Raw genomic sequence first — 26,287 nt, forward strand, 5'->3', positions numbered from 1 at the left:
GGACGCCCGCCCTCTGCCGTGCCGGGCCCCCTCCGTCATCCGCAGGGAAGGGCCGTGGCCTGCGGCAACGCCTCGGTGATCCCGGCGCGTTCGGTGGCGATGGACGTCTCGCCGACCACCACCTGGTCGGGGGTGGCCGAGTGCGGCGGGATGGCGACCAGGAGACGGTCGCCCTTGTGGAGGGCCTTGGAGACGGTGTCCGGGTCGAGCAGGAAGGTGATGTCCTTTTTCCCCTTCTCCGGCTTGTACGAGCGCGTGATGTGCAATGTCACCCGCTCCCGGCCGGGGTTGCCCGCGACCCGCTCCACGCGGGTGACGTCCCCCTCCGCCACCAGGGCGCTGCAGGCGAGGAAGTTGGCGCTGAAGAAGGGCGAACGGGCCGCGGAGTCGGCCGACTTGGCGCCCTGCGCGCTGCTCGCACTGTCGGCGGCGCCGCCCCCGGCCTGCGCCAGCAGCCAGCCCATCCCCGACAGCACGCCCGCGACGGCGGCGACGGCGAGCCCGGCGGTGGCGAACCTGCGCATCCGGGGCCGGGCGGGCCGTGACACCCGTACCGGAACCGGCCGCCGCTCGGGCCGAGGAGCCTCGGCGAGCGCGTCCCCGATCAGCCCGAGCCGCTCCCGCAGCAGGGCCACGTCGGCCACGGCCTCGCGGTGCTCGGCGGCGAAGGCGGCGTCGGCCAGGGCCTCGGCGCTCGGCTCCGCACCGGTGATCGCGGCCATCAGCGCGTCGGCGCCGTCGTACCCGGGGATCTCGTGGCTCCCGTGGCTCTCGTGGGCTTCGTGTCCGGCGGTCATCTCACACCACCTCGTCCTCGTGCAGACGGGCGCGCAGGGCCCGTACCGCCGTGTGCAGGCGGCTCTTGACCGTGCCCTCGGGGACGCCCAGCTCCTGGGCGATCGAGCGGACGGGCAGGTCGGCGTAGAAACGCAGGACGACGACCTGGCGCTGGGGATCCGGCAGCTCGTCCAGGCCCTGGGCGACGGCCAGGGAGAGCACGCTGGTGTCCTCGCCGGAGGGCTGCTCGTGCTGGCGCAGCGAGGACAGCCGCTCCCCCAGCCGCTCCTGGCGCTTCTTGGCCCGGTGCCAGTCCATGGCCAGGTTGGAGGCGACGACGGCCGCCCACGCGGAGACGTCGCGCGGGGCCTCGTACCCCTTGGCCGCCCGTTCGAGCAGCCGCAGGCGTACCTGCTGTACCCCGTCCGGCAGGTCCGCCTGCGGCACCCCGCCCAGCGCGAGCACCGCCCGCACCCGGCGTTCCTGAGCCGCGTCCAGGGGATCGCCGTGATCGTCCCCCTGGGCACGGCGGGCCTTTCTGCGCAGCACAAGCCACCCCCTCACCGCGTTTCCTCTACGACGCCACCGGGCACGGAAACGTTCGGCCGGGGACGGAGAACTTTTGCCGAGGTGTACGTCACACCCGTGCACGGGTGCAGCACAGCTTGCGGCAGGGGATCGTCGTAGGGCCAATTTCTCCAGCTCAGTGGGGGTGCGGCGGAAGTTCCGGAGGCGCCGGTCACTCGTCCGTGTCCCGGCTGCCGGACATGGGACGCAAAGAATTGGACAGGTGGACCCGGGTCGGCCGCATCATGGAAAAGCCGCGGACACACGAAGAACACGTAAAAGGGAGTCGCCGTGAGGGTCGGAATCGTCGGAGCCACCGGTCAGGTCGGGACGGTCATGCGCAGGATCCTCCAGGAGCGCGCCTTCCCGGTCACCGAGCTGCGCCTGTTCGCCTCGGCCCGCTCGGCGGGGACGGTCCTGGACGGTGTGACCGTGGAGGACGCGGCGAGCGCCGACTACAGCGGCCTGGACATCGTGCTGTTCTCCGCCGGCGGCGCCACGTCCCGGGCGCTGGCGGAGAAGGTGGCCGCGCAGGGCCCGGTCGTGATCGACAACTCCTCCGCGTGGCGCAAGGACCCCGAGGTCCCCCTGGTCGTCTCCGAGGTGAACCCGCACGCGATCGCGGACCGCCCCAAGGGCATCATCGCCAACCCGAACTGCACGACGATGGCCGCGATGCCGGTCCTGAAGGTGCTGGACGCCGAGGCCGGTCTTGAGGCGCTGGTCGTCGCCACCTACCAGGCGGTGTCCGGCTCGGGCCTCGCGGGCGTGGCGGAGCTGCACGGACAGACGCAGAAGGTCGTCGCCGACGCGGACAAGCTCACCCACGACGGCGGCGCGGTCGACTTCCCGGAGCCCGGCGTCTACAAGCGCCCGATCGCCTTCAACGTGCTTCCCTTCGCCGGCAACCTGGTCGACGACGGTCTGAACGAGACCGACGAGGAGCAGAAGCTGCGCCACGAGTCCCGCAAGATCCTGGAGCTCCCCGACCTCAAGGTCTCCGGCACCTGCGTCCGCGTCCCGGTCTTCTCCGGCCACTCCCTGCAGGTCAACGCCCGCTTCGCGCGTCCGATCTCCCCGGAGCGCGCGACGGAGCTCCTCGCCGCGGCCCCGGGCGTCGAGCTCTCCGACATCCCCACGCCTCTCCAGGCCGCCGGCCAGGACCCCTCCTACGTCGGCCGCATCCGCCGCGACGAGACGGTGGACCACGGCCTCGCCCTGTTCATCTCCAACGACAACCTCCGCAAGGGCGCCGCGCTGAACGCGGTCCAGATCGCGGAACTGGTGGCCGAGGAGCTGAAGGGCTAGGAGGCCCCCCGACCTCGGGGCCCCGGGCCTCGTACAGGAACAGCCGTACTCGACGGCCCGGACGTGGACCAGTGCCACGGCCGGGCCGTCGTTTGCGTTTCACCGGCGGGGAAGGTGCATCGCTTTCACCTGGGCCGCCGTGGAAGGATGACCGAACCCACACATAACGAGGAGATGACCGCGTGCCTGGCACAAACCTGACTCGCGAAGAGGCGCGGCAGCGGGCGAAGCTGCTCACCGTTGACTCGTACGAGATCGATCTCGACCTCTCCGGCGCGCAGGAGGGCGGTACCTACAGGTCCGTGACCACGGTGCGCTTCGACGTGGCCGAAAACGGTGCCGAGTCCTTCATCGACCTGGTGGCACCGACCGTCCACGAGGTGACGCTGAACGGTGATCCGCTGGAGCCCGACGAGGTCTTCAAGGACTCGCGGATCGCCCTGCCGGGGCTGCTCGAAGGACGCAACATCCTTCGGGTCGTCGCCGACGCCGCCTACACCAACACGGGCGAGGGACTGCACCGGTTCGTCGACCCCGTCGACCAACAGGCCTATCTCTACACCCAGTTCGAGGTGCCGGACGCCCGCCGCGTCTTCGCCTCCTTCGAACAGCCCGACCTCAAGGCGACCTTCCAGTTCACGGTGAAGGCCCCGACCGGCTGGACCGTCATCTCCAACTCCCCGACGCCGGAGCCGAAGGACGACGTCTGGGTCTTCGAGCCGACGCCGAGGATCTCGTCGTACATCACCGCGCTGATCGTCGGGCCGTACCACTCCGTGCACAGCGTGTACGAGAAGGACGGCCAGTCCGTGCCGCTCGGCATCTACTGCCGGCCCTCGCTCGCCGAGTTCCTCGACTCGGACGCGATCTTCGAGGTCACCCGGCAGGGCTTCGAGTGGTTCCAGGAGAAGTTCGACTACGCGTACCCGTTCAAGAAGTACGACCAGCTGTTCGTGCCGGAGTTCAACGCGGGCGCGATGGAGAACGCGGGCGCGGTGACCATCCGCGACCAGTACGTCTTCCGGTCCAAGGTGACGGACGCGGCGTACGAGGTGCGGGCCGAGACGATCCTGCACGAGCTGGCCCACATGTGGTTCGGCGACCTGGTCACCATGGAGTGGTGGAACGACCTGTGGCTGAACGAGTCGTTCGCCACCTACACCTCCATCGCCTGCCAGGCGTACCACCCCGCCTCGCGCTGGCCGCACTCCTGGACCACGTTCGCCAACTCCATGAAGACCTGGGCCTACCGGCAGGACCAGCTGCCGTCCACCCACCCGATCATGGCCGAGATCAACGACCTCGACGACGTGCTCGTCAACTTCGACGGCATCACGTACGCCAAGGGCGCGAGCGTGCTCAAGCAGCTCGTCGCCTACGTCGGCATGGACGAGTTCTTCGCGGGTGTCCAGGCGTACTTCAAGCGGCACGCGTACGGCAACACGCGCCTGTCCGACCTGCTCGGCGCGCTGGAGGAGACCTCCGGCCGGGATCTGACCACCTGGTCGCAGAAGTGGCTGCAGACCGCCGGGATCGACATCCTGCGCCCCGAGATCGAGACGGACGCGAACGGTGTCGTCACCGCCTTCGCCATCCGCCAGGAGGCCCCCGCCCTGCCCACCGGCGCCAAGGGCGAGCCGACCCTGCGCCCGCACCGCATCGCGATCGGCCTGTACGAACTCGACGACGAGAGCGGCAAGCTGGTGCGCGAGGAGCGCGTCGAGCTGGACGTCGACGGCGAGCTGACCGCCGTACCGCAGCTGGTCGGCAAGCGCCGTCCGGCCGTCGTGCTGCTCAACGACGACGACCTGTCGTACGCCAAGGTCCGCCTCGACGAGCAGTCCCTCGCGTTCGTCACCGAGCACCTCGGCGACTTCGAGTCGTCGCTGCCCCGCGCCCTGTGCTGGGCGTCGGCCTGGGACATGACCCGGGACGCGGAGCTCGCCGCCCGCGACTACCTCTCCCTGGTCCTGTCCGGTATCGGCAAGGAGTCCGACATCGGTGTCGTGCAGTCGCTGCACCGCCAGGTGAAGCTGGCGGTCGACCTGTACGCCGACCCGGCCGCCCGCGAGGCCCTGCTCACCCGCTGGACGGACGCCACGCTGGCGCATCTGCGGTCCGCCGCGGCGGGCAGCGACCACCAGCTGGCGTGGGCGCGGGCCTTCGCGGCGACCGCCCGTACGCCGGAGCAGCTGGACCTCCTGGAGGCCCTGCTGGACGGTTCGCAGACGATCGAGGGCCTGGTCGTCGACACCGAGCTGCGCTGGGCCCTGGTGCACCGGCTCGCCTCGGTCGGCCGGTTCGACGAGGCGGAGATCGCCGGCGAGTACGAGCGGGACCGGACGGCGGCCGGCGAGCGCCACGCGGCCAGTGCCCGGGCCGCCCGTCCGACGGCGGAGGCGAAGGCGGAGGCGTGGGCGTCGGTCGTCGAGTCCGACAAGCTGCCGAACGCCGTGCAGGAGGCCGTCATCGGCGGCTTCGTGCAGACGGACCAGCGTGAGCTGCTGGCGCCGTACACGGAGAAGTACTTCGCGGTGGTCAAGGACATCTGGGAGTCCCGTTCGCACGAGATGGCCCAGCAGATCGCCGTCGGCCTCTACCCGTCGATCCAGGTATCCCAGGAGGTCCTGGACCGCACGGACGCCTGGCTCGCCGGGTCCGAGCCCAGCGCGGCCCTGCGCCGCCTGGTCTCCGAGTCCCGCTCGGGCGTGGAGCGCGCGCTGAGGGCACAGGCCGCCGACGCGCAGGCGCGGTAGCGGTAGCAGTCGTCCGTACGCGGACGAAGGGCGCCCGGTGTCGTACCGGGCGCCCTTCGTCCGTCTCAGCGCACGACCATTCCGCCCGTGACATTGACGAACGTGCCGGTGATGCCGGCCGCGTGGTCCGAGGCGACGAAGACCGCGGTGGCCGCGATCTCCGCGAGGGTGGGGTTGCGCCGGGTCATGCGCATCCGGGCGAGATTGTCGACGATGCCCTGGACGGCGGCGGCGTCGATCGCCGGGTTGACGGCGGAGAGCTTCTCCACGGTGAACGTCTCCGGCACCCCGGCCGCCCACAGCCCCACCGCCCGCACCCCGCGCGGCCCGAGTTCCAGCGCCAGGTTCCGTACCAGGGTGTCGATCGCGGCATCGGCGGGTCCCGTTCCGCCCATCATCGGACTGCCGTGCGCGGAGCCGCTGTTGAGGGTGAGGACGACACCGGAGCCCCGCTCGGCCATCCGGCGGCCGGCCGCCCGTGCGGTGATGAAGTTGGCTCGGGCGCCGTTGATCACGGGGCGCAGGAAGTCGTCCACGGCCATGTCGGTGAGCGGGGCGCCCTGGACATCGCCGCGGGTGACGAGGTTGAAGGAGACGTCGACCTCGCCGACGTGCGCGAGGTGCTCCTCCACCGCCGTCTCGTCGAGCGCGTCCACGACCGCGACCTCGGCGCCCTCGATGTCCGCGGCCACCGCCTCCAGTGTCTTGCGGGTCCGTCCGACGAGGTGCACCCGGGCGCCCTCGGCGGCGAAGGCACGGGCGACGGCTCCGCCGATCGAGCCCCCGGCGCCGTAGACGATCGCGGTCTTGTCGGTGAGCAGCATGGTGGGCTCCTTCTGAGGTGTCCCGTACGGGTGCCGTAGGTGTGTCGTGTTCCGTGTCGGTCGGTCATACAGACGCACGGCGGTCCGGTCGCTCATCGGTCGCGGGGGATCACAGTTTCAGCGGCAGTCCGAAGGCCGGGAACAGGTGCGGTTCGAAGGAGGTGATCTCGGTGATGCGGTCGTCGGCGTCGAAGCGGAGGACGTCGAGGACCTGGGCGCGGTGGACGTGGGTACCGGGTCTGCGCACATAACCCCCCGCCGCGAGACGGCCGTTGGCGCGGGCGGGCAGATGGCGCCAGTGGCCGAAGAACAGGGGCGACGCCGGGTCGAGGGTGGGGCGCAGGAACTCCAGGAGGGCGTCCCGGCCGGTGAACCAGTACGGGTTCGGCGGCATGGTGAGCGTGACCTCCTTGGCGAGCAGGTCGGTCATCGCCGCGAAGTCGAGCTGCTCGGCGGCCGTCATGTACCGCTGCAGTACGGCGCGTTGGGCGTCCGTCGGCTCGGCGGCCGTCCAGTCGGCGCGCTGTCCGGGCAGACGGTCGCGGAGGGTGGGCCGGGCGCGCTGCAGTGCGCTGTTGGCGGAGGCGACGGTCAGGCCGAGGGCCTCGGCGGTCTCGGCGGCGGACAGGCCGAGCACGTCCCGCAGGACGAGGACGGCGCGCTGGCGGGCCGGGAGGTGCTGGAGGGCGGCGAGGAAGACCAGCTCCAGGGTCTCGCGGGAGACGGCGGCGGCCTCCGGCTGCTCCTCGGCGGAGGGCAGTTCGTCGTCGGGGTAGGGCTGCAGCCAGGTGACCCGGGCGGGCGGTTCGCCGGTGCCGTGGTTCATACCGGGGATCGGCTCGTAGCGCTGCGGGCGGCGGGCGGTGCGGCGCTGGAAGTCCAGACAGGCGTTGGTGGCGACGCGGTACAGCCAGGTGCGGGCGCCGGCCCGCCCCTCGAAGGTGTCGCGGGCCCGCCAGGCGCGCAGGAAGGTCTCCTGGACGAGGTCCTCGGCGTCGTCGTAGGAGCCGGTCATGCGGTAGCAGTGGACCTGGATCTCACGGCGGTGGGACTCGGTGAGGACGGCGAAGTCGGCCTCGGTGAGCTCAGGGCCTTTCGTCACGGAGGTCGGTGTGACGGAATCGCCGGCGCTGTCCCGGGCGACCCGGGCGATACGCCGCAGCCGCGCGACGGCGGCCGACAGCTCGGTCACCCCGGAGTACAGGACCGAGGCGGGCTGGGGCACCAGCTGGGTCACCCGGCGCCCGATGTCCTCGATCAGCCCCTGCACACTCGGCCCGCCCTGCTGCCGCTCCCGGTACGCCTTCTGCCGGCAGGCGGCCGAGCAGTACACGGAGCTGCGGCCGGTGCGCCCCTTCCGGCCGGGCAGCGGCTTGCCGCAGACGGCGCAGACGTCGGCGACCACGGGCACCTCCGGGGGTTGCGTCACGCGGGGACGGTGTGACGCTATCGCGGGTCGGGGCCCTTGAGGTGACTCCGGGCGCACTTGCGGAAGGCCGTCACCAACCGGCCGCGGTCGCCGGCGCGGGTGGCCAGGGCGACCTGGCTGGGCTCCACGCCGTACAGCGGGACGGCGGTGAGGTCGGGGCGCAGCCGGACGCCGGTCGGATACGCGGTGATGACCAGGGCCTCCCCCGCGGCGACGACCTCGAACTTGTCCTCCAGGTCCAGGATCTCGGGGCCGTCGGGCACGGGGCGGCCGTCCGGCCGGGGCTCGATGCGCCAGAAGGCCGCCCAGGTGGGGTCGGCGCCGATGATCCGGGGCATCGGCTCGTCCGCGATGTCGTCGAGGGTGACGGACTCCTTGCCGGCCAGCCGGTGATCGACGGGGACGACGACGGCCCGGGGCTCGTCGTACAGGACGCTCACCTCCAACTGGTCGGTGGCGAAGGGCAGTCGGGTCACCACCGCGTCCACGCGGCGGTCCAGCAGCGCCGCGTGCCCCTCGTCCCAGCGCAGATGCCGGCTGCGCACCTCGGCGTCCGGATGCCGGCGCCGCAGCTCGCGCACGGCCGCGGTGACGAACAGGCCGCTGGTGAAGCCGATGGTGATCCGGCTCGGTTCGGCGGCGGCGCGGGTCTCGGCCACGGCCTGCTCGGTGGAGCGCAGCAGCGCCTTCGCGCGGGGCAGGAACACCTCGCCGGCGTCGGTGAGCCGGGTGCCGCGCGGGGTGCGGTCGAGCAGCCGGGCGCCCATCTGCTGTTCGAGGCTCGCGATCTGCCGGCTGAGGGACGGCTGGGTGATGTGCAGGGCCTCGGCGGCCCGCCCGAAGTGGCGGTGCTCGGCGACGGCGGTGAAGTAACGGACCAGACGGAGGTCGAGGTCGGCCATGCGTCAAGCCTATCCACCTCGGGTGATGCCCGGATCGTATTGCGCCATGCGGAAGAGGCTTTGGACGGGGGCCGGGCCGCCTCCGGAGGATGGGGGCGTATCCCACCACCTCCCCTCCGAAGGGCCGCACCATGCGTGTATTCGTCACGGGCGCCACCGGTTTCATCGGTTCCGCCGTGGTCCGTGAACTTCTCGACGCCGGGCACCAGGTCACCGGCCTCGCCCGCTCCGACACGTCCGCCGCGGCTCTGAGGGCCGCCGGGGCCGAGGTGCGCCGCGGGGACCTGGCCGGCCTCGACGGGCTCGCCGAGGGGGCGGCCGCCGCCGACGCCGTCGCCCATCTCGCCTTCATCCACGACTTCTCGGCGGACTTCGACTTCGCCGCCGCGTGCGCGGCCGATCTGCGGGCCATCGAGTCGATCGGGGCCGCCCTGGAGGGCTCGGACAAGCCCTTCGTGATCTCCTCGGGCACGGCGCTGCTGTCGGGCGGCGGACGGGTCGGCACCGAGGAGGACACCCCCGTACCGGGGTCGTTCGGCGAGGTCCGGGGGCGGAACGAGAACGCGGCCATCGCGCTGGCCGACCGCGGGGTGCGGTCGGCGTCCGTCCGGTTCGCGCCGACCGTGCACGGCCGGGGCGACCACGGATTCGTCCATCTGCTGATCGGCATCGCCCGCGAGAAGGGCTTCTCGGCCCAGGTCGGCGACGGCGCCAACCGCTGGCCCGCCGTGCACCGCACGGACGCGGCCCGTCTGGTCCGGCTCGCCCTGGAGGGCGCCCCGGCGGGCACCCGCCTGCACGCGGTCGGGGAGGAGGGCGTCCCGTTCCATGAGATCGCCACCGCCATCGGCCGCCACCTGGACCTGCCGGTCCACTCCATCGCCCCCGAGGAGGCGGCCCCCCACTTCGGCTGGCTCGGCCATATCGCCACCATGGACGCACCGGCGTCGAACGCGCTGACGCGCAAGTGGCTGGAGTGGGAGCCGACGGGGCCGGGACTCCTCGAGGACCTGGAGGAGGGGCACTACTTCGACCGGCCGGCCTCCGTCTGAGGACCCGCCCGGGTCACTTCCCTGGGCTCCCCGCCCGGGTCACCTCCCCTGGCGCCCCGCGCGGATCACTTCCGCCAGAACAGGTGGTGGGTCACACCGCTCGGACTGGGCACGACCTCCAGATGGAAGCGGTCGCGCAGCTCGTCCGGCGACTCCCACAGCCGTAGCCCGGTCCCGAACTTCAGCGGTGAGACCACGATGTGCAGGGTGTCGACGAGGTCGGCGTCGAGGAACTCCCGGACGGTCGAGACCCCGCCGCCGAGCCGGACGTCCTTGCCCCGCGCCGCCTCCTTCGCCTGTGCGAGGACGTCGGCCGGGGAGGCGTCGACGAAGTGGAAGGTGGTGTCGGAGAGCGTGAACGAGGGGCGCGCGTGATGGGTCAGGACGAACACCGGGGTGCGGAACGGCGGTTCGTCCCCCCACCAGCCCTGCCACTCGTGGTCCTCCCAGGGGCCGCGCTGGGGTCCGAACTTGTTGCGGCCCATGATCTCGGCACCGATGTTGTGGTCCCAGTCCCGGGTGAAGTAGTCGTCCAGACCCCGGCTGCCGCCCGGGTCGTCGCGGTTGGGCCAGCTCGCGGTGGTCCACCCCCACTCGAACAGTTTTCCGGGGTCGATACCGGGCCCGAACGGCCGCTCCAGGCTCTGGTCCTCACGAGCACCGATCCCGTCGCTGGAGACGGTGAAGTTCTGGACCCTCAGTAGCTGAGTCACTCGTTCCTCCTGTTGCTGTCGACGACGGTGATACGACTCCCGGGAGCACCGGAACTCATCGCGGCACGTCCTTCGAGGCGGGCGTCCCGGATCTACCGTCGCAGCATCGCACCGGTCACGCCCATCGGACCCTTGGGCCCCTCCCCTTCGGCGGGGCGGAACGATCTGGGCGCCCCGGCGGTGCCCCGCACCCCGAGCTGGCCCGCCACCGTCGCCCCGAACGCCAGGGCCATGCCCGTGAGTTGGAGGGGGGTGAGGGCCTGGCCGAGGGTCGCCCAGCCGACGATCGCGGCGGTCAGCGGGGAGAGCGGGCCGAGGAAGGTGACCTGGGTGGCGCTGAGGCGGCCGATGCCACGGAACCAGAGCCAGTAGGCGACGGCCGTGTTGGCGAGCGCGAGATAGAGGTAGCCGCCGAGCGCACGGGCGTCGAGCGCGGGCGGGGCACCCTCGACCAGCAGGGCGAGCGGCGCGACGATCAGCCCGCCGGCGGTCAGCTGCCAGCCGGTGAGCGCGAGCGGACCCACCCCGTCGGGCCGCCCCCACCTCTTCGTCAGCACCGTGCCGGTCGACATGGACGCGGTCGAGGCGAGGGCGGCCAGGACACCGACGGGATCGAGCGCCCCGGCCGCCTTCAGTACGACGAGACTGACCCCGAAGGCCGCCACGATCCCGGCGACCAGCGCCCGCCCCGTGGGCCGCTGCCCCAGCAGCGCCGCGGACAGACCGACCACGAACAGCGGTCCGACCGAGCCGACGACGGCCGCCATGCCACCCGGCAGCCGGTAGGCGGAGAGGAAGAGCAGCGGGAAGAAGGCACCGATGTTCAGCGCGCCGAGCACGGCCGCCTTCCACCACCAGGCGCCGCGCGGCAGGACCCGGGCGACGGCCAGCAGCAGGAGCCCGGCGGGCAGGGCTCGGGCCAGGGCGGTGAACAGGGGGCGGTCGGGCGGGAGGAGTTCGGTCGTGACCGCGTAGGTCGTGCCCCAGGAGACGGGGGCGAGGGCGGTGAGGAGCACGGTCGCGGATCGCTTCATGACCAGATCCCATCAGAGAAAGCTTGGTAGGAATTAGCTTAGCGCTAAGCAACTTTCCGTCAAGCTACTTTCTTGCGGGTGACCGGAATCGCGCGGAATACTCGCCGTATGAGTGCACAGCGCAGGGACGCCGTCGACGCGATCATCGACCAGTGGGCGGCCGTGCGGCCCGACCTGGACACCAGGGCGATGGAGGTCTTCGGCCGGATCTTCCGCCTCTCGCGCGCGATGGGCGACCGGATGGAGAAGGCGTACGCCCCTCTCGGGATCTCCCGCGGCGAGTTCGACGTCCTCGCCACCCTGCGCCGCGCGGGCGAGCCCTACACCCTCTCGCCGCGCCAGCTCTCCGCGACGCTCATGCTCACCACGGGCGGTATGACCGGCCGCCTCGACAAACTGGAACGCGCCGCCCTGCTCCGCCGCTCCCCCGACCCCCACGACCGCCGCGCCCTCCAGGTGACGCTCACCGAGAAGGGCCTGACCGTCGCGGACGAGGCGGTCACCGCCGGCCTCGCCACCGAGACGCAGGCCCTGTCCACCCTGAGCGACGAACAGGCCGACCAACTGGCCGACCTGCTGCGAGTGCTGCTGGACGGGACACAGGGGGCGGGGGTGGGTGGCTAGGTGCTATCCCGGGAGGTTGGGGGCGGGTGGCCAGGGGGCGGCCGGGGGCCGTGTGCCGAGCCACTGTTCGGCGCCCCAGGCCTCGAACCGCTCCACCTCGGTGAACCCCAGTTTCTCGGCGAGCCGCATCGAGCCGGCATTGGCGGTCTGCGTGGTGAGGACGACCGGCTCACCGGGAAGGGCACCGTCGAGCCAGCCGAGCGCCGCGGCGCACGCCTCGAAGCCGTACCCGGCCCCCCATGCCCGGGGCAGGAACAGATAGCCGAGATCGGCCTTCCCCGCGGCGGCCGGACGGCGGTGACCCGTCGCCCTCCTGAGCAGGATCTGGCCGATCATCGCCCCGTCGAGTTCGACGACGAAGTTCCCGGGCCACCGCTCGGGCGCCGCGGGCATCTCGCGTTCGATCTCGTCACGCGGCCGGGCGCCGCCGAGGTAGGTGTGCACCTCCGGCGAGGCGTGCAGTTCGACGAAGGCCGCGCGGTCCCGGGCCTCGGGCGCACGCAGCACCAGCCGAGCGGTCCTGATCGGCTCGGGCGGCCAGGTCACGGACAATCCCAGATCTTCCATCCGCGCACGCTACGACACAGCCTCCCGGCGGCGCCGACGGTCAGTGATATCCGACGGCGCCGAGCCCGTGAGAACGCGGCGAGGGCGCCGGCCTCACCGGCTGACGGTGTGACCGGCGCCCTCGGTGAAATCGAGGTCGGCTGCGGGTCAGGCCTTCGCCTTGGCCTTGTCTGCGCCCGGCTTCGCCACGCGGTGGTGGGGGTGGGACTTGTCCAGAACCATCACCAGGCCCGCGATGACCACGAACAGGCCGATCGGGATCGCGACGTAGAGGCCCAGCGTCTGGATGACACTCAGGCCCTTGCCGGGGTCGTCGCCGTCGTCGCGGGTCAGCGCGAGCGCGGGGGACGACATGAGCAGCATCATCAGCGTCGTACCGGCGGCCAGGGCGCCGGCGCGCAGGGCGTTCTTCTTGTCCACGAGCCAAAAATATCCAACGCCGATCCGGGCCGCGCGTCCGGGGTGCCGTAAGGGGTGCGGTACGGGGGGACACCGGCACCGCCGGCTACGTCGGCGTCGTGGGCCGGCGCAGCACCTCGATCAGGGTGTGGAGCCGTGCCGAGCCCGCCAGTTCCTCCAGCGTCACCGGTCTGCCCTCCGCGTCCGCGATCGGCAGCCGCCAGTTCGGGTACTGGTCCCAGGTGCCCGGCAGGTTCTGCGGGCGCCGGTCGCCGACGCAGTCCGGCAGCCAGACGCCCACCATCCGGGCCGGTGTCCGCAGCAGGAACCGGTGGACGGCCTGGATCTCCGCCTCCTCCTGGGACTCGCCGTGCGCCCCGCCCGTGCCGTGGAGCAGCCCCAGCCGGGCGAGCAGGGCCAGCCACTCCCCCGTGTCCGCGGCGGCCTCCGCCCGCTCCTCCTCCAGGGGCCGGGTCAACAGCCCCAGCCGGTCGCGGAGTTCGACGTGTTCTCCGCTGAGCCGGGCCGCCGTGGGCGGCAGGTCGTGGGTGGTGGCGGTGGCCAGGCAGTCCTCGCGCCAGGCGTCCGGCGGCAGCGGACGGCCGTCGCCGTCCCAGTCCCGTTCGAACCACAGCACGGAGGTGCCCAGCACCCCCCGCTCACGCAGCCGCTCCCGCACGCCCGGCTCGACCGTCCCCAGGTCCTCCCCGATGACGACGGCCCCGGCGCGGGAGGCCTCCAGCACCAGCACGGCGAGCATCGCCTCGGCGTCGTAGCGGACGTAGGTGCCCTCCGTCGGCGGATGCCCCTGGGGCACCCACCAGAGCCGGAACAGGCCCATGACATGGTCGATGCGCAGGGCGCCGGCGTAGCGGAAGAGGGCGCGCAGGAGGCGCCGGTACGGTGCGTAGCCCGACTCGGCCAGGCGGTCCGGTCGCCAGGGCGGCAGGCCCCAGTCCTGGCCGCGCGCGTTGAAGGCGTCGGGCGGGGCGCCCACCGACATCCCGGCCGCGAAGTGGTCCTGCTGGGCCCAGGCGTCGGCGCCGTCGGGGTGCACTCCCACGGCGAGGTCGTGCACGATCCCGACCGGCATCCCGGCCTCGCGGGCCACCCGCTGGGCGGCGGTGAGCTGGGCGTCGGTGAGCCAGGCGAGACGGCAGTGGAAGTCGACGCGGTCCATCAGCTCGGCCCGCGCGCGGGCGGTCTCGGCGGAGCGCGGGTCCCGCAGCGCGGCCGGCCACCGTCTCCAGTCGGAGCCGTGCACCTCGGCGAGGGCGCACCAGGTCGCGTGGTCCTCCAGCGCCTCGCCCTGCTCGGCGAGGAAGTCGGCGTAGGCCGCCCGCCGCCCGGGTCCCAGCGACACCTCGCGGATCAGCTCCAGCGCCTCCCGCTTGAGCTCCCAGACGGCGTCCCGGTCGATCAACGCGCCCTTCTCCAGGACCGATCCGCGCAGCCGCTCCGCCCGCTCCAGCAGCGACCGCAGCCGTTCGCGGTCCTCGACGTACGCGTACTCCGGCACGTCCTCGACCCGCAGGTGCACGGGGTCCGGGAAGCGGCGGGAGGAGGGGCGGTAGGGGGACGGGTCGGTGGGGGCGCCGGGGACGGCCGCGTGCAGCGGGTTGACCTGGACGAAGCCGGCGCCGAGCGCGCGGCCGGCCCAGGCGGTGAGTTCGCCGAGGTCGCCGAGGTCGCCCATGCCCCAGGAGCGCCGGGAGAGCAGGGAGTAGAGCTGGACGAGGAGGCCGTACGAGCGTGCGGCGGGTGTCGGCAGCCGGGGCGGGGCGACGACCAGGTGGACGTCGGCGGTGCGGCCGTCGGGCGCGGTGGCCGTCAAGCGGTGGATGCCGGGCGGGAGCCGGTCGGCGGCACCCCGGGTCTCGCCCTGCTCGGTCTCCACGCGCAGCCGGGTACCGGCCGGGAGCCCGGCCAGGGCGGGGGACTCGGTGCCGGCCCACTGCACGACGGTCGGCGGCAGCAGCCGCTCGGACAGTTCCCGTTCACGGGCGGCGAGGGCGGTACGGACGGCCTCCTCGGTGGCCGTGTCGACGCCCAGGGCGGCCAGGGTCAGGGAGACCGCGGTGGCCGAGGCGGCGACGGCGCGGTCCGGGGAGGGGCTGTAGGAGGTGGCGATGCCGTGCAGCCCGGCGAGCCGGGACAGTTCCTCCGAGGGCGGCTCGGCCGGCCCCTGCGCCGTCATCTAGGGCCTCGTGGAGCCCGGCTCGAAGGCCGCCGGGTCGCCGGCCTCGAAGACCGCCGACTCGCTGGTCAGGGGCGCCGCGTCGGCGAGCGGCGGCTCACTGGTGAGGGGCTCCGTGTCGGGCAGCGGCGGCTCGCTGGTGAGCGGGGTCTCGGCGCAGGCGCCCTCGGCGCTGAAGACGCAGAAGTGCGGCTCGGGTTCGAGGGACGGCAGCTGCGCCGCGGGTTTGGAGAGGGGGTATGCCGGTGCGGCCACGAGGGACTCCTTTTCGGGTACGGCGACCTTGCGGGCTACGGCAGCCCTACCCAGTGGGCGCGGCGGCAGACGTACGGAAGGCAACTACGTGCCTCTCCTCACATTCTGGGCCGGACAGCCCACCACGTCACTCCCGCTACGGCCCACCCCTGCCGACTCCCGCCCACCGACCGCGGCGCTGCTGGTACCGCTCGCGCCCACCCGGCGAGGCTGCGCTACGCGTGAGGCATGGCGGTTTGGCCCGGGAGTGCGGGGGACTCCCGGGCCGGACACCCTCAAGGGGTGTCTCTCTGGCCGCAAGCCCTGTGTGACCAGGGGTATGCGAAGGCCCGGATCGTCAGGCGGAGATGCCGTCGATCCGGGCCATGGCGTCTTCCGCGCCGTACGGTTGCAAGTAGGGCAACCAGCGCGGGTCCCTGTGGCCGGTCCCGATGATGCGCCAGGCGAGACCGGTGGGCGGGGCCGGTTTGTGGCGGAGCCGCCAGCCGATTTCGAACAGATGTCGGTCGGCCTTCACGTGGTTGCAGCGGCGGCACGAGGCCACCACGTTGTCCCAGACGTGCTTGCCCCCGCGGCTGCGCGGGATGACGTGGTCGACGCTGGTTGCGACGCCACCGCAGTACATGCACCGGCCCCCGTCGCGCGCGAAGAGCGCCCTGCGGGTCAGAGGAACGGGCCCCCGATAGGGAACCCGGACGAATCGCTTGAGCCGGACCACGCTTGGTGCGGGGACTGTGACGGTCGCGCTGTGCATGAAGGCGCCCGACTCCTCGAGGGAGACGGCCTTGTTCTCCAGGACGAGGACGAGCGCGCGGCGGAGCGGTACGACGCCGAGTGGCTCGTACGACGCGTTGAGGACCAGGACATGCGGCACGGATGCCTCCTTGGGCGTCGGCGGCGCGTGGCTCGCGCCGGGACGATCTGTGGCCAGTCTCCCCTCTTGCCTGGTGGAAGCGCCACCATGTCCCGGTAACGGGCTGGGAGTGTTTTCGACCACATCTCATTCATCCCCCGGACCGGGATCGGTTTATCCCACCTGCTCATCCCGGGGTGCGCACGGTCCCTCCTCAGAAGACGGCAAGGATTCGCACACCGTCCACCGATAGTGTGGTGGGCCTGCCCGTCCGGTGACCTTTCCGTGACCTTGACCGAGCCGGACCAGCTCGGCATACCGGACGGCGGACCGTTGCACCTGGAGGTACCTGCCGTGTCCTTGCCCGCCGTCCTACTGGCCGTCGGTTCGTCGCCGTCACCCTCTCCGTCCCCCTCGGAGACGACGCCGACGGTCCCCTCCCTCCAGGACGCACAGGAGAGCGCGACGAACGCGGCCAGCTGGGTCGAGCAGAACTGGTCGACATGGCTGGCGATCAGTCTGCGGGTCGTGCTGATCCTGGTGATCGCGGGTGTGCTCAGAGCGGTGGTGCAGCGGGCGATCACCAAGCTGATCGACCGGATGACCCGCACCGTCGAGGCCGTCGACGGGACCTCACTGGGCGGTCTGCTGGTCAACAACGAGCGGCGCCGTCAGCGCTCCCAGGCGATCGGCTCGGTCCTCCGTTCGGTCGCGTCCTTCCTGATCCTCGGCACCGCCGCCCTGATGATCCTGGGCGCCTTCCAGATCAACCTCGCCCCGCTGCTGGCCTCGGCCGGTGTCGCGGGCGTGGCGATCGGTTTCGGCGCCCGCAACCTCGTCACCGACTTCCTCTCCGGCGTCTTCATGATCCTGGAGGACCAGTACGGCGTCGGCGACGTCATCGACGCGGGAGTCGCCTCCGGCGAGGTCATCGAGGTCGGCCTGCGCGTCACCAAGCTGCGCGGCGACAACGGCGAGATCTGGTACGTCCGCAACGGCGAGGTCAAGCGCATCGGCAACCTCTCCCAGGGCTGGGCCACGGCCGGCGTCGACGTCACGGTGAAGGCGAACGAGGACCTGGACAGGGTGAAGGCCACCCTGGACGAGGTCGCCGAGAAGATGACCGCGGAGGAGCCCTGGAACGAGCTGCTGTGGAGCCCGATCGAGGTCCTCGGCCTGGACAGCGTCCTGCTCGACTCGATGGTCGTCCGCGTCTCGGCCAAGACCATGCCCGGCAAGTCCATGACGGTCGAACGTGAACTGCGCTGGCGCATCAAGCGCGCCTTCGACGCCGCGGACATCCGTATCGTCGGCGGCGCCACGGCCCCCCTCGGCGAGGAGGAGCCCGTCGACGCGACCGCCGTGATCGCGGCCCCGTCGGCCCACTCCGACTCGGACTCCCCCCAGTCGGCGGCGACCGCGCCGATAGCCCAGCCGAGGACCGCGCCGAAGTAGCCGGCCGCTTCCGTCCCCACCGCCCCCGAGGTAACGAGTCTGTTGCCTCGGGGGCGGTTTCTATTGACGCCTCCTTCGCCTCGGGCTTACGTTCCTTTCCAGCCAATAGGAAACTTTCCTAACAATGGTGGGTATGAGAAGCTGAGCAGTCGAAAGGCAGGTGTCGACCACATGGCAGGAACCGCCGGTACGCCGGGCACCCCGCGCGTCCTGCGCGCCATGAACGACCGCGCCGCCCTGGACCTCCTCCTGGAGCACGGGCCGCTGTCCCGCACACGGATCGGCAAGCTCACCGGCCTGTCCAAGCCGACCGCCTCCCAGCTCCTCGCCCGCCTCGAAGCGGCCGGGCTCGTCCTCGCCACCGGCACCACCGAGGGACGGCCCGGCCCCAACGCGCAGCTGTACGAGGTCAACCCGGCCGCCGCGTACGCCGCCGGCCTGGACGTCACCCCGGAACGCATCCTGGCCGCCGTCGCCGACGTCACCGGCCGCACGATCGGCTCGTTCGAGCTGCAGACCCCCGGAAGGCGGCCCACCCAGCCCGTCGTCCGGCAGGTCACCGACGCCCTCGACGGCGCCGTGAAGGCGGCGGGCCTCGCCCGGGACGACGTCCACCGGCTCGTCATCGGCACCCCCGGCGCCTTCGACCCCAACACCGGCCGACTGCGCTACGCCTCCCACCTCCCGGGCTGGCACACCCCGAGCCTGCTCGACGAGGTCGCCGCCGCGCTGCCGATGCCGGTGGAGTACGAGAACGACGTCAACCTCGCCGCCGTCGCCGAACAGCGGCTCGGCGCCGCCCGTGGCCACGAGGACTTCGTGCTGCTGTGGAGCGAGGGCGGCCTCGGTGCCGCCCTCGTCCTCGGCGGTCGGCTCCATCGCGGATGGACCGGCGGCGCGGGCGAGGTGGGTTTCCTGCCGGTTCCGGGCGCGCCGCTCGTCCGGCAGGTCACCAAGGCCAACAGTGGTGGCTACCAGGAGCTGGCCGGCTCCCAGGCCGTCCCGCACCTCGCCCGGCAGATCGGCATCGGGGAGATCCCCTCGGGCCCGTACGCCGAGGTCGCGACCCTTCTCGTCGAGCGGGCCGCGGCCGAGGACACCGTCCTGAACCGACTGCTCCTGCAGACGTACGCGACCAGACTGGCCACCGGTCTCGCCTCCCTCGTCTCCGTCCTCGACCCCGAACTCGTCGTCCTCAGCGGCGCCGCCCTGACGGCCGGCGGCGAGGTGCTGCGCGCCCTCGTCCAGGCCGAACTGGAGGAGCTGGCCGCCGCCCGGCCGCGGCTCGTGGTCGGCGACGTCCGTGAACACCCCGTACTGCGGGGCGCGTTGGAGAGCGCCCTGGCGGCCACCCGCGACGAGGTCTTCGACACCTCGCGCTGACGCGCCGCAGCCCCGCACAGACACCCGCACCCCTCAAAGCCCCACCCCCCTCGCTCCACCTCCCTTCCCTCGCCATCCCCGCCCTGTCCCTGGGAGACCCAGCCATGCCCGGAATGTCCCGGAAAGCGGCCGTCGCACTCGCCGCGTCCGCCTCGATAGCCCTTCTCGCCACCGCCTGTACCGGCCAGTCCTCCTCCGGCGCCTCCGACGACGCGTCGAAGGACACGACCATCAACTTCTGGCACGCCTGGAGCGCCGCCTCCGAGACGAAGGCCGTGAACGCCCTGGTCGCCGGCTTCGAGAAGGCGCACCCCAACATCCATGTCAACGTCGTCGCCAACATGACCGACGACAAGATCAACCAGGCGCTGCGCACCGGCGGCGACAAGGCACCGGACGTCATCTCCTCCTTCACCACCAACAACGTCGGCAAGTTCTGCTCGTCGGGCGCGCTGGTCGACCTCAACCCCTTCTTCAAGAAGGACGGCATCGACCCGGAGACGACGTTCCCCAAGGCGATGAACGAGTACACCCAGTTCGACGGCAACCGCTGCACGGCGCCGCTGCTGGGTGACGCGTACGGCCTGTACTACAACAAGTCCGCGTTCGCGAAGGCGGGCATCAAGAACCCGCCCAGGACATGGTCCGAGTTCGAGACCGACGCCAAGAAGCTGACGATCACCAAGGGCGACTCGTACTCCCAGCTCGGCTTCATGCCGGACTACCACGGCTGGGAGACCACGACCGAGCACTACTTCGCGCAGTTCTCGCCGACGTACTTCGACAAGGCCGGCAAGTCGGACCTCGCCACCGACCCCGCCTTCCAGGCCGGTTTCACCCTCCAGAAGAAGCTCGTCGACGAACTCGGCGGCTTCAAGAAGCTGGAGACCTACCGCGCCACGCTCGGCGACGAGTGGGGCCCCAAGCACCCCTTCCACACCGGTCAGGTCGCCATGCAGCTGGACGGTGAGTGGCGCCTGGGCATGGCACTGGCCGCCAAGCCGAAGTTCGACATCGGCGTCGCTCCGCTGCCCGTCCCCGACGACCAGGCCAGCCAGTACGGCAAGGGCTACATCACCGGCACCATCACCGGGATCGCCGCCACCAGCCACAAGCAGAACGCGGCCTGGGAGTTCGTCAAGTACATCACCACGAACACGGACGCGGTGGTGAACTTCTCCAACGCGATCCACAACGTGCCCTCGACTCTGGCCGCCCTGAAGTCGCCGAACCTGAAGTACGACCCGCGCTTCAAGACGTTCCTGGACATCGCCGCGAACCCGAACTCCACGACGTCCCCCGCCTCCATCAACGGCGGTGTGTACCTCGCGACCATCCAGAACTTCGGCTACGACTACGAGAGCGGGAAGGTCACCGACCTCAAGGGCGGCCTGAAGAAGACGGCCGCGCAGATCGACACGGACATCGCACAGGCGAAGTAGCCGAGCCGATGAGCACCATCACGCCGGCGTCGAAGCGCCGCAAGGCTGGCCTCGCCGCGAAGCAGCGGAAACAGGCACTTCGCAATCTCGCCTTCATGTCGCCCTGGTTGATCGGCTTCGCGGTGTTCTTCGCGTACCCGCTGATCTCGACGGTCTATTTCTCCTTCATGCACTACGACGGCTTCAAGCCGCCGACGTGGAGCGGGACGAAGAACTGGACCTACGTCTTCGAGCACTACCCCTACTTCTGGCCGGCCCTGCGCAACACCCTCTGGCTGGTCCTCGTCATGGTGACCCTGCGGGTCGTCTTCGGGCTCGGCGTCGGCATGCTGATCACGAAGATCAAGACGGGCACGGGGGTCTTCCGCACCCTGTTCTACCTGCCCTACCTCGCCCCGCCGGTGGCCGCCACGATGGCCTTCGCCTTTCTGCTCAACCCCGGTACGGGACCGGTCAACTCGATCCTGGAGAAGATCGGCATCCCGGCCCCCGGCTGGTTCAACGACCCCAGCTGGTCCAAGCCGGCCCTCACCCTGCTCGCCCTGTGGGGCATCGGCGATCTGATGGTCATCTTCATGGCCGCGCTGCTCGACGTGCCCCAGGAGCAGTACGAGGCGGCCGAGTTGGACGGGGCGTCGGCCTTGCAGCGGTTCCGGTATGTAACCCTTCCCAACATTTCGCCGATCGTGATGTTCGCCGTGGTCACGGGTGTCATCCAGACGATGCAGTACTACACACAGCCCCTCATCGCGGGAAAGGTCGCCTCGGGCGTGATCCAGGGCGCCGGCACCCAGTTCGAGCCCGGCTATCCGGAGAAGTCGACCCTGACCCTCCCCCAGCTCGTCTACAACCTCGGCTTCCAGCGCTTCGACTACGGCTCCGCGTGTGTCGTCGCCCTGGTCCTGTTCGTGCTGTCCATGGCGTTCACCGCGTTCCTGATGCGGCGCCGGGGCGGTCTCAACCTGGCAGGTGACTGACCATGGCCCAAGTGCTGGACAAGCCCGTGCAGGTGAAGGCACCCGTCACCCCCGCCGAACGCACGGCCCGCCGCAGGACGCTCCTGCAGTGGATCGCCGTCCACTCCCTCGGGGTCGCGGCCGCGCTCTTCTTCACCCTCCCCTTCGTGTTCGTGTTCCTGACCTCCCTGATGAGCGACACCCAGGCCCTGAGCCGGGACCTGATCCCGCACACCTGGGAGTGGGGCAACTACCGGAAGGTCTTCGACACCCCGGGCTTCCTGACCTGGTGGAAGAACACCCTGATCTACGCGGGACTGGGAACGGTCCTCACGGTCGTCTCGTCCATCCCGGTGGCGTACGCGCTCGCCAAGTTCCGCTTCCGGGGCCGCAATCTCTCCCTGATGCTGGTCATCTCGATGATGATGCTGCCACCGCAGGTGATCATCATCCCGATGTATCTGTTCTGGGCGAAGCAGCTGGACCTGTCGGGCACGCTGTGGCCGCTGATCATCCCGATGGCGTTCGGGGACGCGTTCTCCATCTTCCTGCTGCGCCAGTTCCTGCTCACCATCCCGAACGAGTACATCGACGCGGCGAAGGTGGACGGCTGCGGTGATCTGCGCACCCTCCTGAGGGTCGTCATCCCCATGGCCAAGCCGGGCATCGCGGCCGTCGGCCTGTTCCAGTTCTTCTACGCCTGGAACGACTACTTCGGCCCGCAGATCTACGCCTCGGAGAACCCGGGCGCCTGGACGCTGAGTTACGGCCTGGAGTCCTTCAAGGGCGCGCACCACACCGACTGGAACCTCACCATGGCCGCGACCGTGCTGGTCATGGCCCCCGTGATCCTCGTGTTCTTCTTCGCCCAGAAGGCGTTCGTCGAAGGCGTCACGCTCACCGGAGTGAAGGGTTAAAGACGTATGAAACTCACCGTGGTCGGCGGAGGGTCGACCTACACCCCCGAACTCGTCGACGGCTTCGCCCGGTTGCGCGACACCCTGCCCATCGAGGAGCTGGTGCTGGTCGACCCGGCCGCCGAGCGCCTCGAACTGGTCGGCGGGCTGGCCCGGCGCATCTTCGCCAAGCAGGGCCACAGCGGCCGTATCGTCACCACCTCCGATCTGGACGCCGGGGTCGAGGGCGCCGACGCGGTGCTGCTGCAACTGCGCGTCGGCGGACAGGCCGCGCGGGAGCAGGACGAGACGTGGCCGCTGGAGTGCGGCTGCGTCGGCCAGGAGACGACCGGCGCGGGCGGCCTCGCCAAGGCGCTGCGCACGGTCCCCGTGGTCCTCGACATCGCGGAACGGGTCCGCCGTACCAACCCGGACGCCTGGATCATCGACTTCACCAACCCCGTCGGCATCGTCACACGCGCGCTGCTGCAGGCCGGCCACAAGGCGGTCGGTCTGTGCAACGTGGCGATCGGCTTCCAGCGCAAGTTCGCGAACCTGCTGGGCGTCTCACCCGCCGACATCCACCTCGACCACGTCGGCCTCAACCATCTGACCTGGGAGACCGGCGTACGCCTCGGCGGCCCCGAGGGCGAGAACATGCTGCCCAAGCTGCTCGCCGAGCACGGCGACGCCATCGCCGCCGACCTGCGTCTGCCCCGCGAGATCCCGGACCGGCTAGGTGTCGTCCCGTCGTACTACCTGCGCTACTACTACGCGCACGACGAGGTCGTACGAGAGCTGCGGACGAAGCCCTCCCGGGCCGCCGAAGTCGCCGAGATGGAACGGCAGCTGCTGAAGATGTACGGCGACCCCACGCTCGACGAGAAGCCCGCGCTGCTCGCCAAGCGGGGCGGCGCCTACTACTCGGAGGCGGCCGTGGACCTCGCCGCCTCGCTGCTGGGCGCGGGCGGATCGCCGTACCAGGTGGTGAACACCCACAACCGCGGCACGCTGCCCTTCCTGCCCGACGACGCCGTGATCGAGGTGCAGGCCGCGGTGGGCCCGAAGGGGCCGACGCCGCTGCCCGTGCCCGCCGTGGACCCGCTGTACGCGGGCCTGATGGCGAATGTGACGGCCTACGAGGACCTGGCCCTGGAGGCGGCCCTGCGGGGCGGCCGGGACCGGGTGTTCCGGGCGTTGCTCGCCCATCCGCTCATCGGCCAGTACGAGTACGCCGAGACCCTCACCGACCAGCTGATCGCGCACAACCAGGAGCATCTCGCGTGGGCCTGACCGCACGTGTCCTCGCCGTCGACGCCGGCAACAGCAAGACCGACGTCGCGGTCCTGTCACCCGACGGGACCGTCGTCGGCACCGGCCGCGGAGGCGGGTTCCGGCCGCCCGCGGTGGGGGTGGAGACGGCGGTGGACGTCGTCGCCGAAGCGGTGGGCGAGGCCTTCGCCGCCGCCGGGGTGGACTCCGTCGACCATGTCTCCGCCTGTCTCGCCAACGCCGACTTCCCCGTCGAGGAGGAGCAGTTGGCGGCCGCGCTGCACGCGCGCGCGTGGGGCGCGTCGACGGAGGTCCGCAACGACACCTTCGCGATCCTCAGAGCCGGTGTCACCGAGCCGCGCGGGGTCGCCGTGGTCTGCGGCGCCGGTATCAACTGCGTCGGCATGCGCCCCGACGGCCGTACCGCGCGCTTCCCCGCGCTCGGCCGTATCTCCGGTGACTGGGGCGGCGGCTGGGGCCTGGCGGAGGAGGCGCTGTGGCACGCGGCCCGGGCGGAGGACGGACGCGGCGGGCCGACCGCGCTCGCCCGCACGCTCCCGGCCCACTTCGGCTACGACACCATGCTCGCGCTGATCGAGGCGCTGCACCTGGGGGAGGTGGAGCAGCCGCGCCGCCACGAGCTGACGCCGGTGCTGTTCGCCACGGCGGCGGACGGCGATCCGGTCGCCCGCGCGGTCGTGGACCGGCTGGCGGAGGAGGTGGTCACCATGGCGACGGTCGCGCTGACCCGCCTCGACCTGCTGGAGGAGGAGACACCGGTGCTGCTGGGCGGGGGTGTGCTCGCCGCGCAGCACCCCCGACTCAGCGACGGCATCAGGGACCTGCTGGCGGCGCGCGCGCCGAAAGCGGTGGCGCGGGTGGTGACCGCGAGCCCCGTGCTGGGGGCGGCGCTGCTGGGGCTGGACCGGGTCGGAGCGAAACCGGAGGTGCACGAGCGGGCACGGGCGTATTTCGAGGGCTGACCTTTGGGAACCGAACTGATTCCGGGGGCGTATTCATGGGCAGGGGGTGGTGCGGGCCTCCGTGTCACGCGCCCTTGAACCGGCAACTCCACTGCGATCCCATCAAGATCCAGTGAAGGCCGGTGCGGATGTCGGTCGCGGCGGTGATACTGGCGGCGACGGGATGGCCATGGGGGAGGTCAACAGTGACAACACCGCCGAAGAGCAGTACGGCGCCACCGGGTTCGGGTGTGCCCACGATCCCGGCCGTGCCGCCGCAGCCCGCAAGGCCCGCGTCCCCCACGCCCGCGGGCCCCGAAGCCGTGCCCGAGCCCGCTCCCCCGCGCCGTACCGCGTTCGCCGAGGGCGTCGACCGGCTGCGCGCCGCCGCCACCACCGAGCCCGGGCGGCTGCGCATCATCGGCGCGCTCCTCGCCCTGCTCGTCGTCGGCTTCGGCGCGGTCGCCGCCTGGCAGATGACCGAGCGGGCCTCGGCCGCCGAGGACGTCCTCACCAGCAGCCAGCCGCTCAGCTCCGACGCGGCCGACATCTACGCCTCCCTGGCCGACGCCAACACGGCCGCGGCCAGCGGCTATCTCGCGGGCCCGCAGGAGAATCCCGCGATGCGCAAGCGGTACCAGGACGACATCGACACCGCCGCGGGCAAGCTGGTCACGGCCGCCGCCAACTCCAGGGCCGGTTCGGACTCGGCGAAGACCATCGCCGAGCTCAACAAGCTGCTGCCGACGTACAAGGGCCTGGTCGAGACCGCCCGCGCCAACAACCGCCAGGGCTTCCCGGTGGGCGGCGCCTATCTGCGGGCGGCCAACGAGACGATGCAGCAGCAGATGCTGCCCAAGGCCGAGGCCCTGTACCAGCGCGAGAACCAGCGGCTGAACTCGGACTACGCGGACGCCAAGGCGTTCCCGTGGGCCGCCCTGGGCCTCGGCGTCGCCGCCCTGGCGGCCCTCGCCTGGGCCCAGCGGCGCACCTTCCTGCGCACCAACCGGGTGCTGAACCACGGTCTGGTCACCGCCTCGGCCGCCTCCGTGGTGGTGCTGCTCTGGGTGGTCGTCGGCCACACCGTCGCCCGCGCGGGCCTGAACGACTCCTACGACCACGGTGTCCGTTCGCTGAACGTGCTGCACGACGCCCGGATCGCCTCCCTGACCGCCCGCAGCGACGAGAACCTGAGCCTGATCCGCCGCGGCGCCGACACCACCCAGGTCGCCGGCAAGCCCACGGACGCGTACGCCGTCGGCTACGACACCCAGATCGCCGAGCTGGCCGCCAAGCTCACCAAGGCCCGTTCCCTCGCCGACGACAGCGCGGGCCGGAAGCCGGTGAAGGACGCCGACGGATTCATGCAGGCCTGGAAGGACCGGCACGGCGTCGCCCAGCGCATGAACGACACGGGCGACTACCAGCGGGCCCGCGACAAGGTCATAGGGGTGGGCAAGGACCCGACGAGCGTGTGCTTCGACAATGTCGACGCCGCGCTCAAGAAGGCGCTCGTCCATGAGCAGTCCGAGTTCCAGCAGGCCGCGAGCGGCGGCCGGGACGCGCTGGACGGACTGCCGTACGGCGCCGCGGTGCTGGCGGTGCTGGCCGCGGCGGGCGCCGTCCTCGGCATCGGGCGCAGGCTGTCGGAGTACCGGTGAGAG

General features: G+C 71.4%; 24 protein-coding genes. 12 read left to right on the forward strand and 12 right to left on the reverse strand.

What is annotated here, in order from left to right:
- Positions 1-35: 35 nt before the first annotated feature.
- Positions 36-797, reverse strand: a complete 762-nt coding sequence (locus ABZT17_RS07535; RefSeq protein WP_356344920.1) for a hypothetical protein — start codon at positions 795-797, stop codon at positions 36-38.
- A 1-nt stretch (position 798) separates the two neighbouring features.
- The gene (locus tag ABZT17_RS07540) at positions 799-1,326 is read right to left on the reverse strand and encodes a sigma-70 family RNA polymerase sigma factor (protein ID WP_356345146.1); all 528 of its coding nucleotides are present in this window, start codon (positions 1,324-1,326) and stop codon (positions 799-801) included.
- Positions 1,327-1,635: 309 nt separating this feature from the next.
- Here ABZT17_RS07540 and ABZT17_RS07545 point away from each other — a divergent pair, with 309 nt between their 5' ends.
- Both ABZT17_RS07545 and pepN read left to right on the forward strand, forming a co-directional pair.
- Positions 1,636-2,652 (forward strand): aspartate-semialdehyde dehydrogenase, encoded by a 1,017-nt coding sequence (locus ABZT17_RS07545; RefSeq protein WP_356344922.1) that lies wholly within the window; start codon positions 1,636-1,638, stop codon positions 2,650-2,652.
- 182 nt (positions 2,653-2,834) lie between these two features.
- A complete protein-coding gene (gene pepN / locus ABZT17_RS07550; RefSeq protein WP_356344924.1) occupies positions 2,835-5,408 on the forward strand; it encodes an aminopeptidase N in 2,574 nt (857 codons plus the stop codon).
- Positions 5,409-5,473: 65 nt separating this feature from the next.
- Here the strand turns inward: pepN and ABZT17_RS07555 are convergent, their stop codons facing one another.
- From ABZT17_RS07555 to ABZT17_RS07565, 3 genes are all read right to left on the reverse strand, one after another.
- Positions 5,474-6,232 carry an SDR family oxidoreductase gene (locus ABZT17_RS07555; protein WP_356344926.1) on the reverse strand — a complete coding sequence of 253 codons (759 nt, stop codon included), beginning with the start codon at positions 6,230-6,232 and terminating at the stop codon, positions 5,474-5,476.
- A gap of 109 nt (positions 6,233-6,341) precedes the next feature.
- Positions 6,342-7,637 (reverse strand): sigma-70 family RNA polymerase sigma factor, encoded by a 1,296-nt coding sequence (locus tag ABZT17_RS07560; RefSeq protein WP_356345150.1) that lies wholly within the window; start codon positions 7,635-7,637, stop codon positions 6,342-6,344.
- Positions 7,638-7,678: 41 nt separating this feature from the next.
- Positions 7,679-8,563, reverse strand: a complete 885-nt coding sequence (locus ABZT17_RS07565; RefSeq protein ID WP_356344928.1) for a LysR family transcriptional regulator — start codon at positions 8,561-8,563, stop codon at positions 7,679-7,681.
- A 131-nt stretch (positions 8,564-8,694) separates the two neighbouring features.
- On the opposite strand from ABZT17_RS07565, the gene ABZT17_RS07570 reads away from it, so the two are divergent.
- On the forward strand, positions 8,695-9,615 hold the full coding sequence (locus ABZT17_RS07570) for an SDR family oxidoreductase (protein ID WP_356344930.1): 921 nt from the start codon (positions 8,695-8,697) through the stop codon (positions 9,613-9,615).
- Positions 9,616-9,680: 65 nt separating this feature from the next.
- Here the strand turns inward: ABZT17_RS07570 and ABZT17_RS07575 are convergent, their stop codons facing one another.
- Entirely contained in the window at positions 9,681-10,328 is a 648-nt protein-coding gene (locus tag ABZT17_RS07575; protein WP_356344932.1) for a dihydrofolate reductase family protein, read from the reverse strand.
- A gap of 92 nt (positions 10,329-10,420) precedes the next feature.
- On the reverse strand, positions 10,421-11,362 hold the full coding sequence (locus ABZT17_RS07580) for an EamA family transporter (protein ID WP_356344934.1): 942 nt from the start codon (positions 11,360-11,362) through the stop codon (positions 10,421-10,423).
- A gap of 108 nt (positions 11,363-11,470) precedes the next feature.
- Between ABZT17_RS07580 and ABZT17_RS07585 the strand changes: the two genes are divergently transcribed.
- Complete coding sequence (locus ABZT17_RS07585; RefSeq protein WP_356344936.1) at positions 11,471-11,986, forward strand: MarR family transcriptional regulator; 516 nt, start codon at positions 11,471-11,473, stop codon at positions 11,984-11,986.
- A gap of 3 nt (positions 11,987-11,989) precedes the next feature.
- Here the strand turns inward: ABZT17_RS07585 and ABZT17_RS07590 are convergent, their stop codons facing one another.
- The 5 genes from ABZT17_RS07590 to ABZT17_RS07610 all read right to left on the reverse strand — a co-directional run bounded on the left by ABZT17_RS07590 (position 11,990) and on the right by ABZT17_RS07610 (position 16,278).
- Positions 11,990-12,553: a GNAT family N-acetyltransferase gene (locus tag ABZT17_RS07590; protein WP_356344938.1), complete on the reverse strand. Its 564-nt coding sequence runs from the start codon at positions 12,551-12,553 to the stop codon at positions 11,990-11,992.
- Between the two features lie 147 nt (positions 12,554-12,700).
- A complete protein-coding gene (locus ABZT17_RS07595; RefSeq protein ID WP_356344940.1) occupies positions 12,701-12,973 on the reverse strand; it encodes a hypothetical protein in 273 nt (90 codons plus the stop codon).
- Positions 12,974-13,058: 85 nt separating this feature from the next.
- Positions 13,059-15,149: a 4-alpha-glucanotransferase gene (gene malQ / locus ABZT17_RS07600; RefSeq protein ID WP_356344943.1), complete on the reverse strand. Its 2,091-nt coding sequence runs from the start codon at positions 15,147-15,149 to the stop codon at positions 13,059-13,061.
- Positions 15,150-15,362 (reverse strand): hypothetical protein, encoded by a 213-nt coding sequence (locus ABZT17_RS07605; RefSeq protein ID WP_356345152.1) that lies wholly within the window; start codon positions 15,360-15,362, stop codon positions 15,150-15,152. It lies immediately after the preceding gene.
- 379 nt (positions 15,363-15,741) lie between these two features.
- Positions 15,742-16,278 carry an HNH endonuclease gene (locus tag ABZT17_RS07610; RefSeq protein ID WP_020116449.1) on the reverse strand — a complete coding sequence of 179 codons (537 nt, stop codon included), beginning with the start codon at positions 16,276-16,278 and terminating at the stop codon, positions 15,742-15,744.
- A gap of 333 nt (positions 16,279-16,611) precedes the next feature.
- On the opposite strand from ABZT17_RS07610, the gene ABZT17_RS07615 reads away from it, so the two are divergent.
- The 8 genes from ABZT17_RS07615 to ABZT17_RS07650 all read left to right on the forward strand — a co-directional run bounded on the left by ABZT17_RS07615 (position 16,612) and on the right by ABZT17_RS07650 (position 26,284).
- Complete coding sequence (locus ABZT17_RS07615) at positions 16,612-17,712, forward strand: mechanosensitive ion channel family protein (protein ID WP_356345154.1); 1,101 nt, start codon at positions 16,612-16,614, stop codon at positions 17,710-17,712.
- Between the two features lie 171 nt (positions 17,713-17,883).
- A complete protein-coding gene (locus ABZT17_RS07620; RefSeq protein ID WP_356344946.1) occupies positions 17,884-19,095 on the forward strand; it encodes an ROK family transcriptional regulator in 1,212 nt (403 codons plus the stop codon).
- Positions 19,096-19,199: 104 nt separating this feature from the next.
- Positions 19,200-20,537: an ABC transporter substrate-binding protein gene (locus tag ABZT17_RS07625; protein ID WP_356344949.1), complete on the forward strand. Its 1,338-nt coding sequence runs from the start codon at positions 19,200-19,202 to the stop codon at positions 20,535-20,537.
- 8 nt (positions 20,538-20,545) lie between these two features.
- Positions 20,546-21,514: a sugar ABC transporter permease gene (locus ABZT17_RS07630; RefSeq protein ID WP_356344951.1), complete on the forward strand. Its 969-nt coding sequence runs from the start codon at positions 20,546-20,548 to the stop codon at positions 21,512-21,514.
- A 2-nt stretch (positions 21,515-21,516) separates the two neighbouring features.
- A complete protein-coding gene (locus ABZT17_RS07635) occupies positions 21,517-22,410 on the forward strand; it encodes a carbohydrate ABC transporter permease (protein WP_356344954.1) in 894 nt (297 codons plus the stop codon).
- Between the two features lie 6 nt (positions 22,411-22,416).
- The gene (locus ABZT17_RS07640) at positions 22,417-23,682 is read left to right on the forward strand and encodes a 6-phospho-beta-glucosidase (protein ID WP_356344956.1); all 1,266 of its coding nucleotides are present in this window, start codon (positions 22,417-22,419) and stop codon (positions 23,680-23,682) included.
- Positions 23,673-24,644 carry a BadF/BadG/BcrA/BcrD ATPase family protein gene (locus ABZT17_RS07645; RefSeq protein WP_356344959.1) on the forward strand — a complete coding sequence of 324 codons (972 nt, stop codon included), beginning with the start codon at positions 23,673-23,675 and terminating at the stop codon, positions 24,642-24,644. Before ABZT17_RS07640 ends, ABZT17_RS07645 begins: the two co-directional genes overlap by 10 nt.
- A 185-nt stretch (positions 24,645-24,829) precedes the next feature.
- Positions 24,830-26,284, forward strand: coding sequence for a hypothetical protein (locus tag ABZT17_RS07650; protein WP_356344962.1), 1,455 nt, complete (start codon positions 24,830-24,832; stop codon positions 26,282-26,284).
- Positions 26,285-26,287 lie beyond the last annotated feature (3 nt).

The organism is Streptomyces sp. NPDC005648 (assembly GCF_040605395.1).
In the GTDB taxonomy this organism is placed as follows: domain Bacteria; phylum Actinomycetota; class Actinomycetes; order Streptomycetales; family Streptomycetaceae; genus Streptomyces.

Excerpts from the sequence above, each read along its gene's own strand:
- malQ (WP_356344943.1), bottom strand. The coding sequence starts at position 15,149 with ATGACGGCGCAGGGGCCGGCCGAGCCGCCCTCGGAGGAACTGTCCCGG.
- ABZT17_RS07580 (WP_356344934.1), bottom strand. The coding sequence starts at position 11,362 with ATGAAGCGATCCGCGACCGTGCTCCTCACCGCCCTCGCCCCCGTCTCC.
- ABZT17_RS07625 (WP_356344949.1), top strand. The coding sequence starts at position 19,200 with ATGCCCGGAATGTCCCGGAAAGCGGCCGTCGCACTCGCCGCGTCCGCC.
- ABZT17_RS07620 (WP_356344946.1), top strand. The coding sequence starts at position 17,884 with ATGGCAGGAACCGCCGGTACGCCGGGCACCCCGCGCGTCCTGCGCGCC.
- ABZT17_RS07570 (WP_356344930.1), top strand. The coding sequence starts at position 8,695 with ATGCGTGTATTCGTCACGGGCGCCACCGGTTTCATCGGTTCCGCCGTG.
- ABZT17_RS07565 (WP_356344928.1), bottom strand. The coding sequence starts at position 8,563 with ATGGCCGACCTCGACCTCCGTCTGGTCCGTTACTTCACCGCCGTCGCC.
- ABZT17_RS07635 (WP_356344954.1), top strand. The coding sequence starts at position 21,517 with ATGGCCCAAGTGCTGGACAAGCCCGTGCAGGTGAAGGCACCCGTCACC.
- ABZT17_RS07590 (WP_356344938.1), bottom strand. The coding sequence starts at position 12,553 with ATGGAAGATCTGGGATTGTCCGTGACCTGGCCGCCCGAGCCGATCAGG.
- ABZT17_RS07555 (WP_356344926.1), bottom strand. The coding sequence starts at position 6,232 with ATGCTGCTCACCGACAAGACCGCGATCGTCTACGGCGCCGGGGGCTCG.
- ABZT17_RS07630 (WP_356344951.1), top strand. The coding sequence starts at position 20,546 with ATGAGCACCATCACGCCGGCGTCGAAGCGCCGCAAGGCTGGCCTCGCC.
- ABZT17_RS07535 (WP_356344920.1), bottom strand. The coding sequence starts at position 797 with ATGACCGCCGGACACGAAGCCCACGAGAGCCACGGGAGCCACGAGATC.
- ABZT17_RS07640 (WP_356344956.1), top strand. The coding sequence starts at position 22,417 with ATGAAACTCACCGTGGTCGGCGGAGGGTCGACCTACACCCCCGAACTC.
- ABZT17_RS07585 (WP_356344936.1), top strand. The coding sequence starts at position 11,471 with ATGAGTGCACAGCGCAGGGACGCCGTCGACGCGATCATCGACCAGTGG.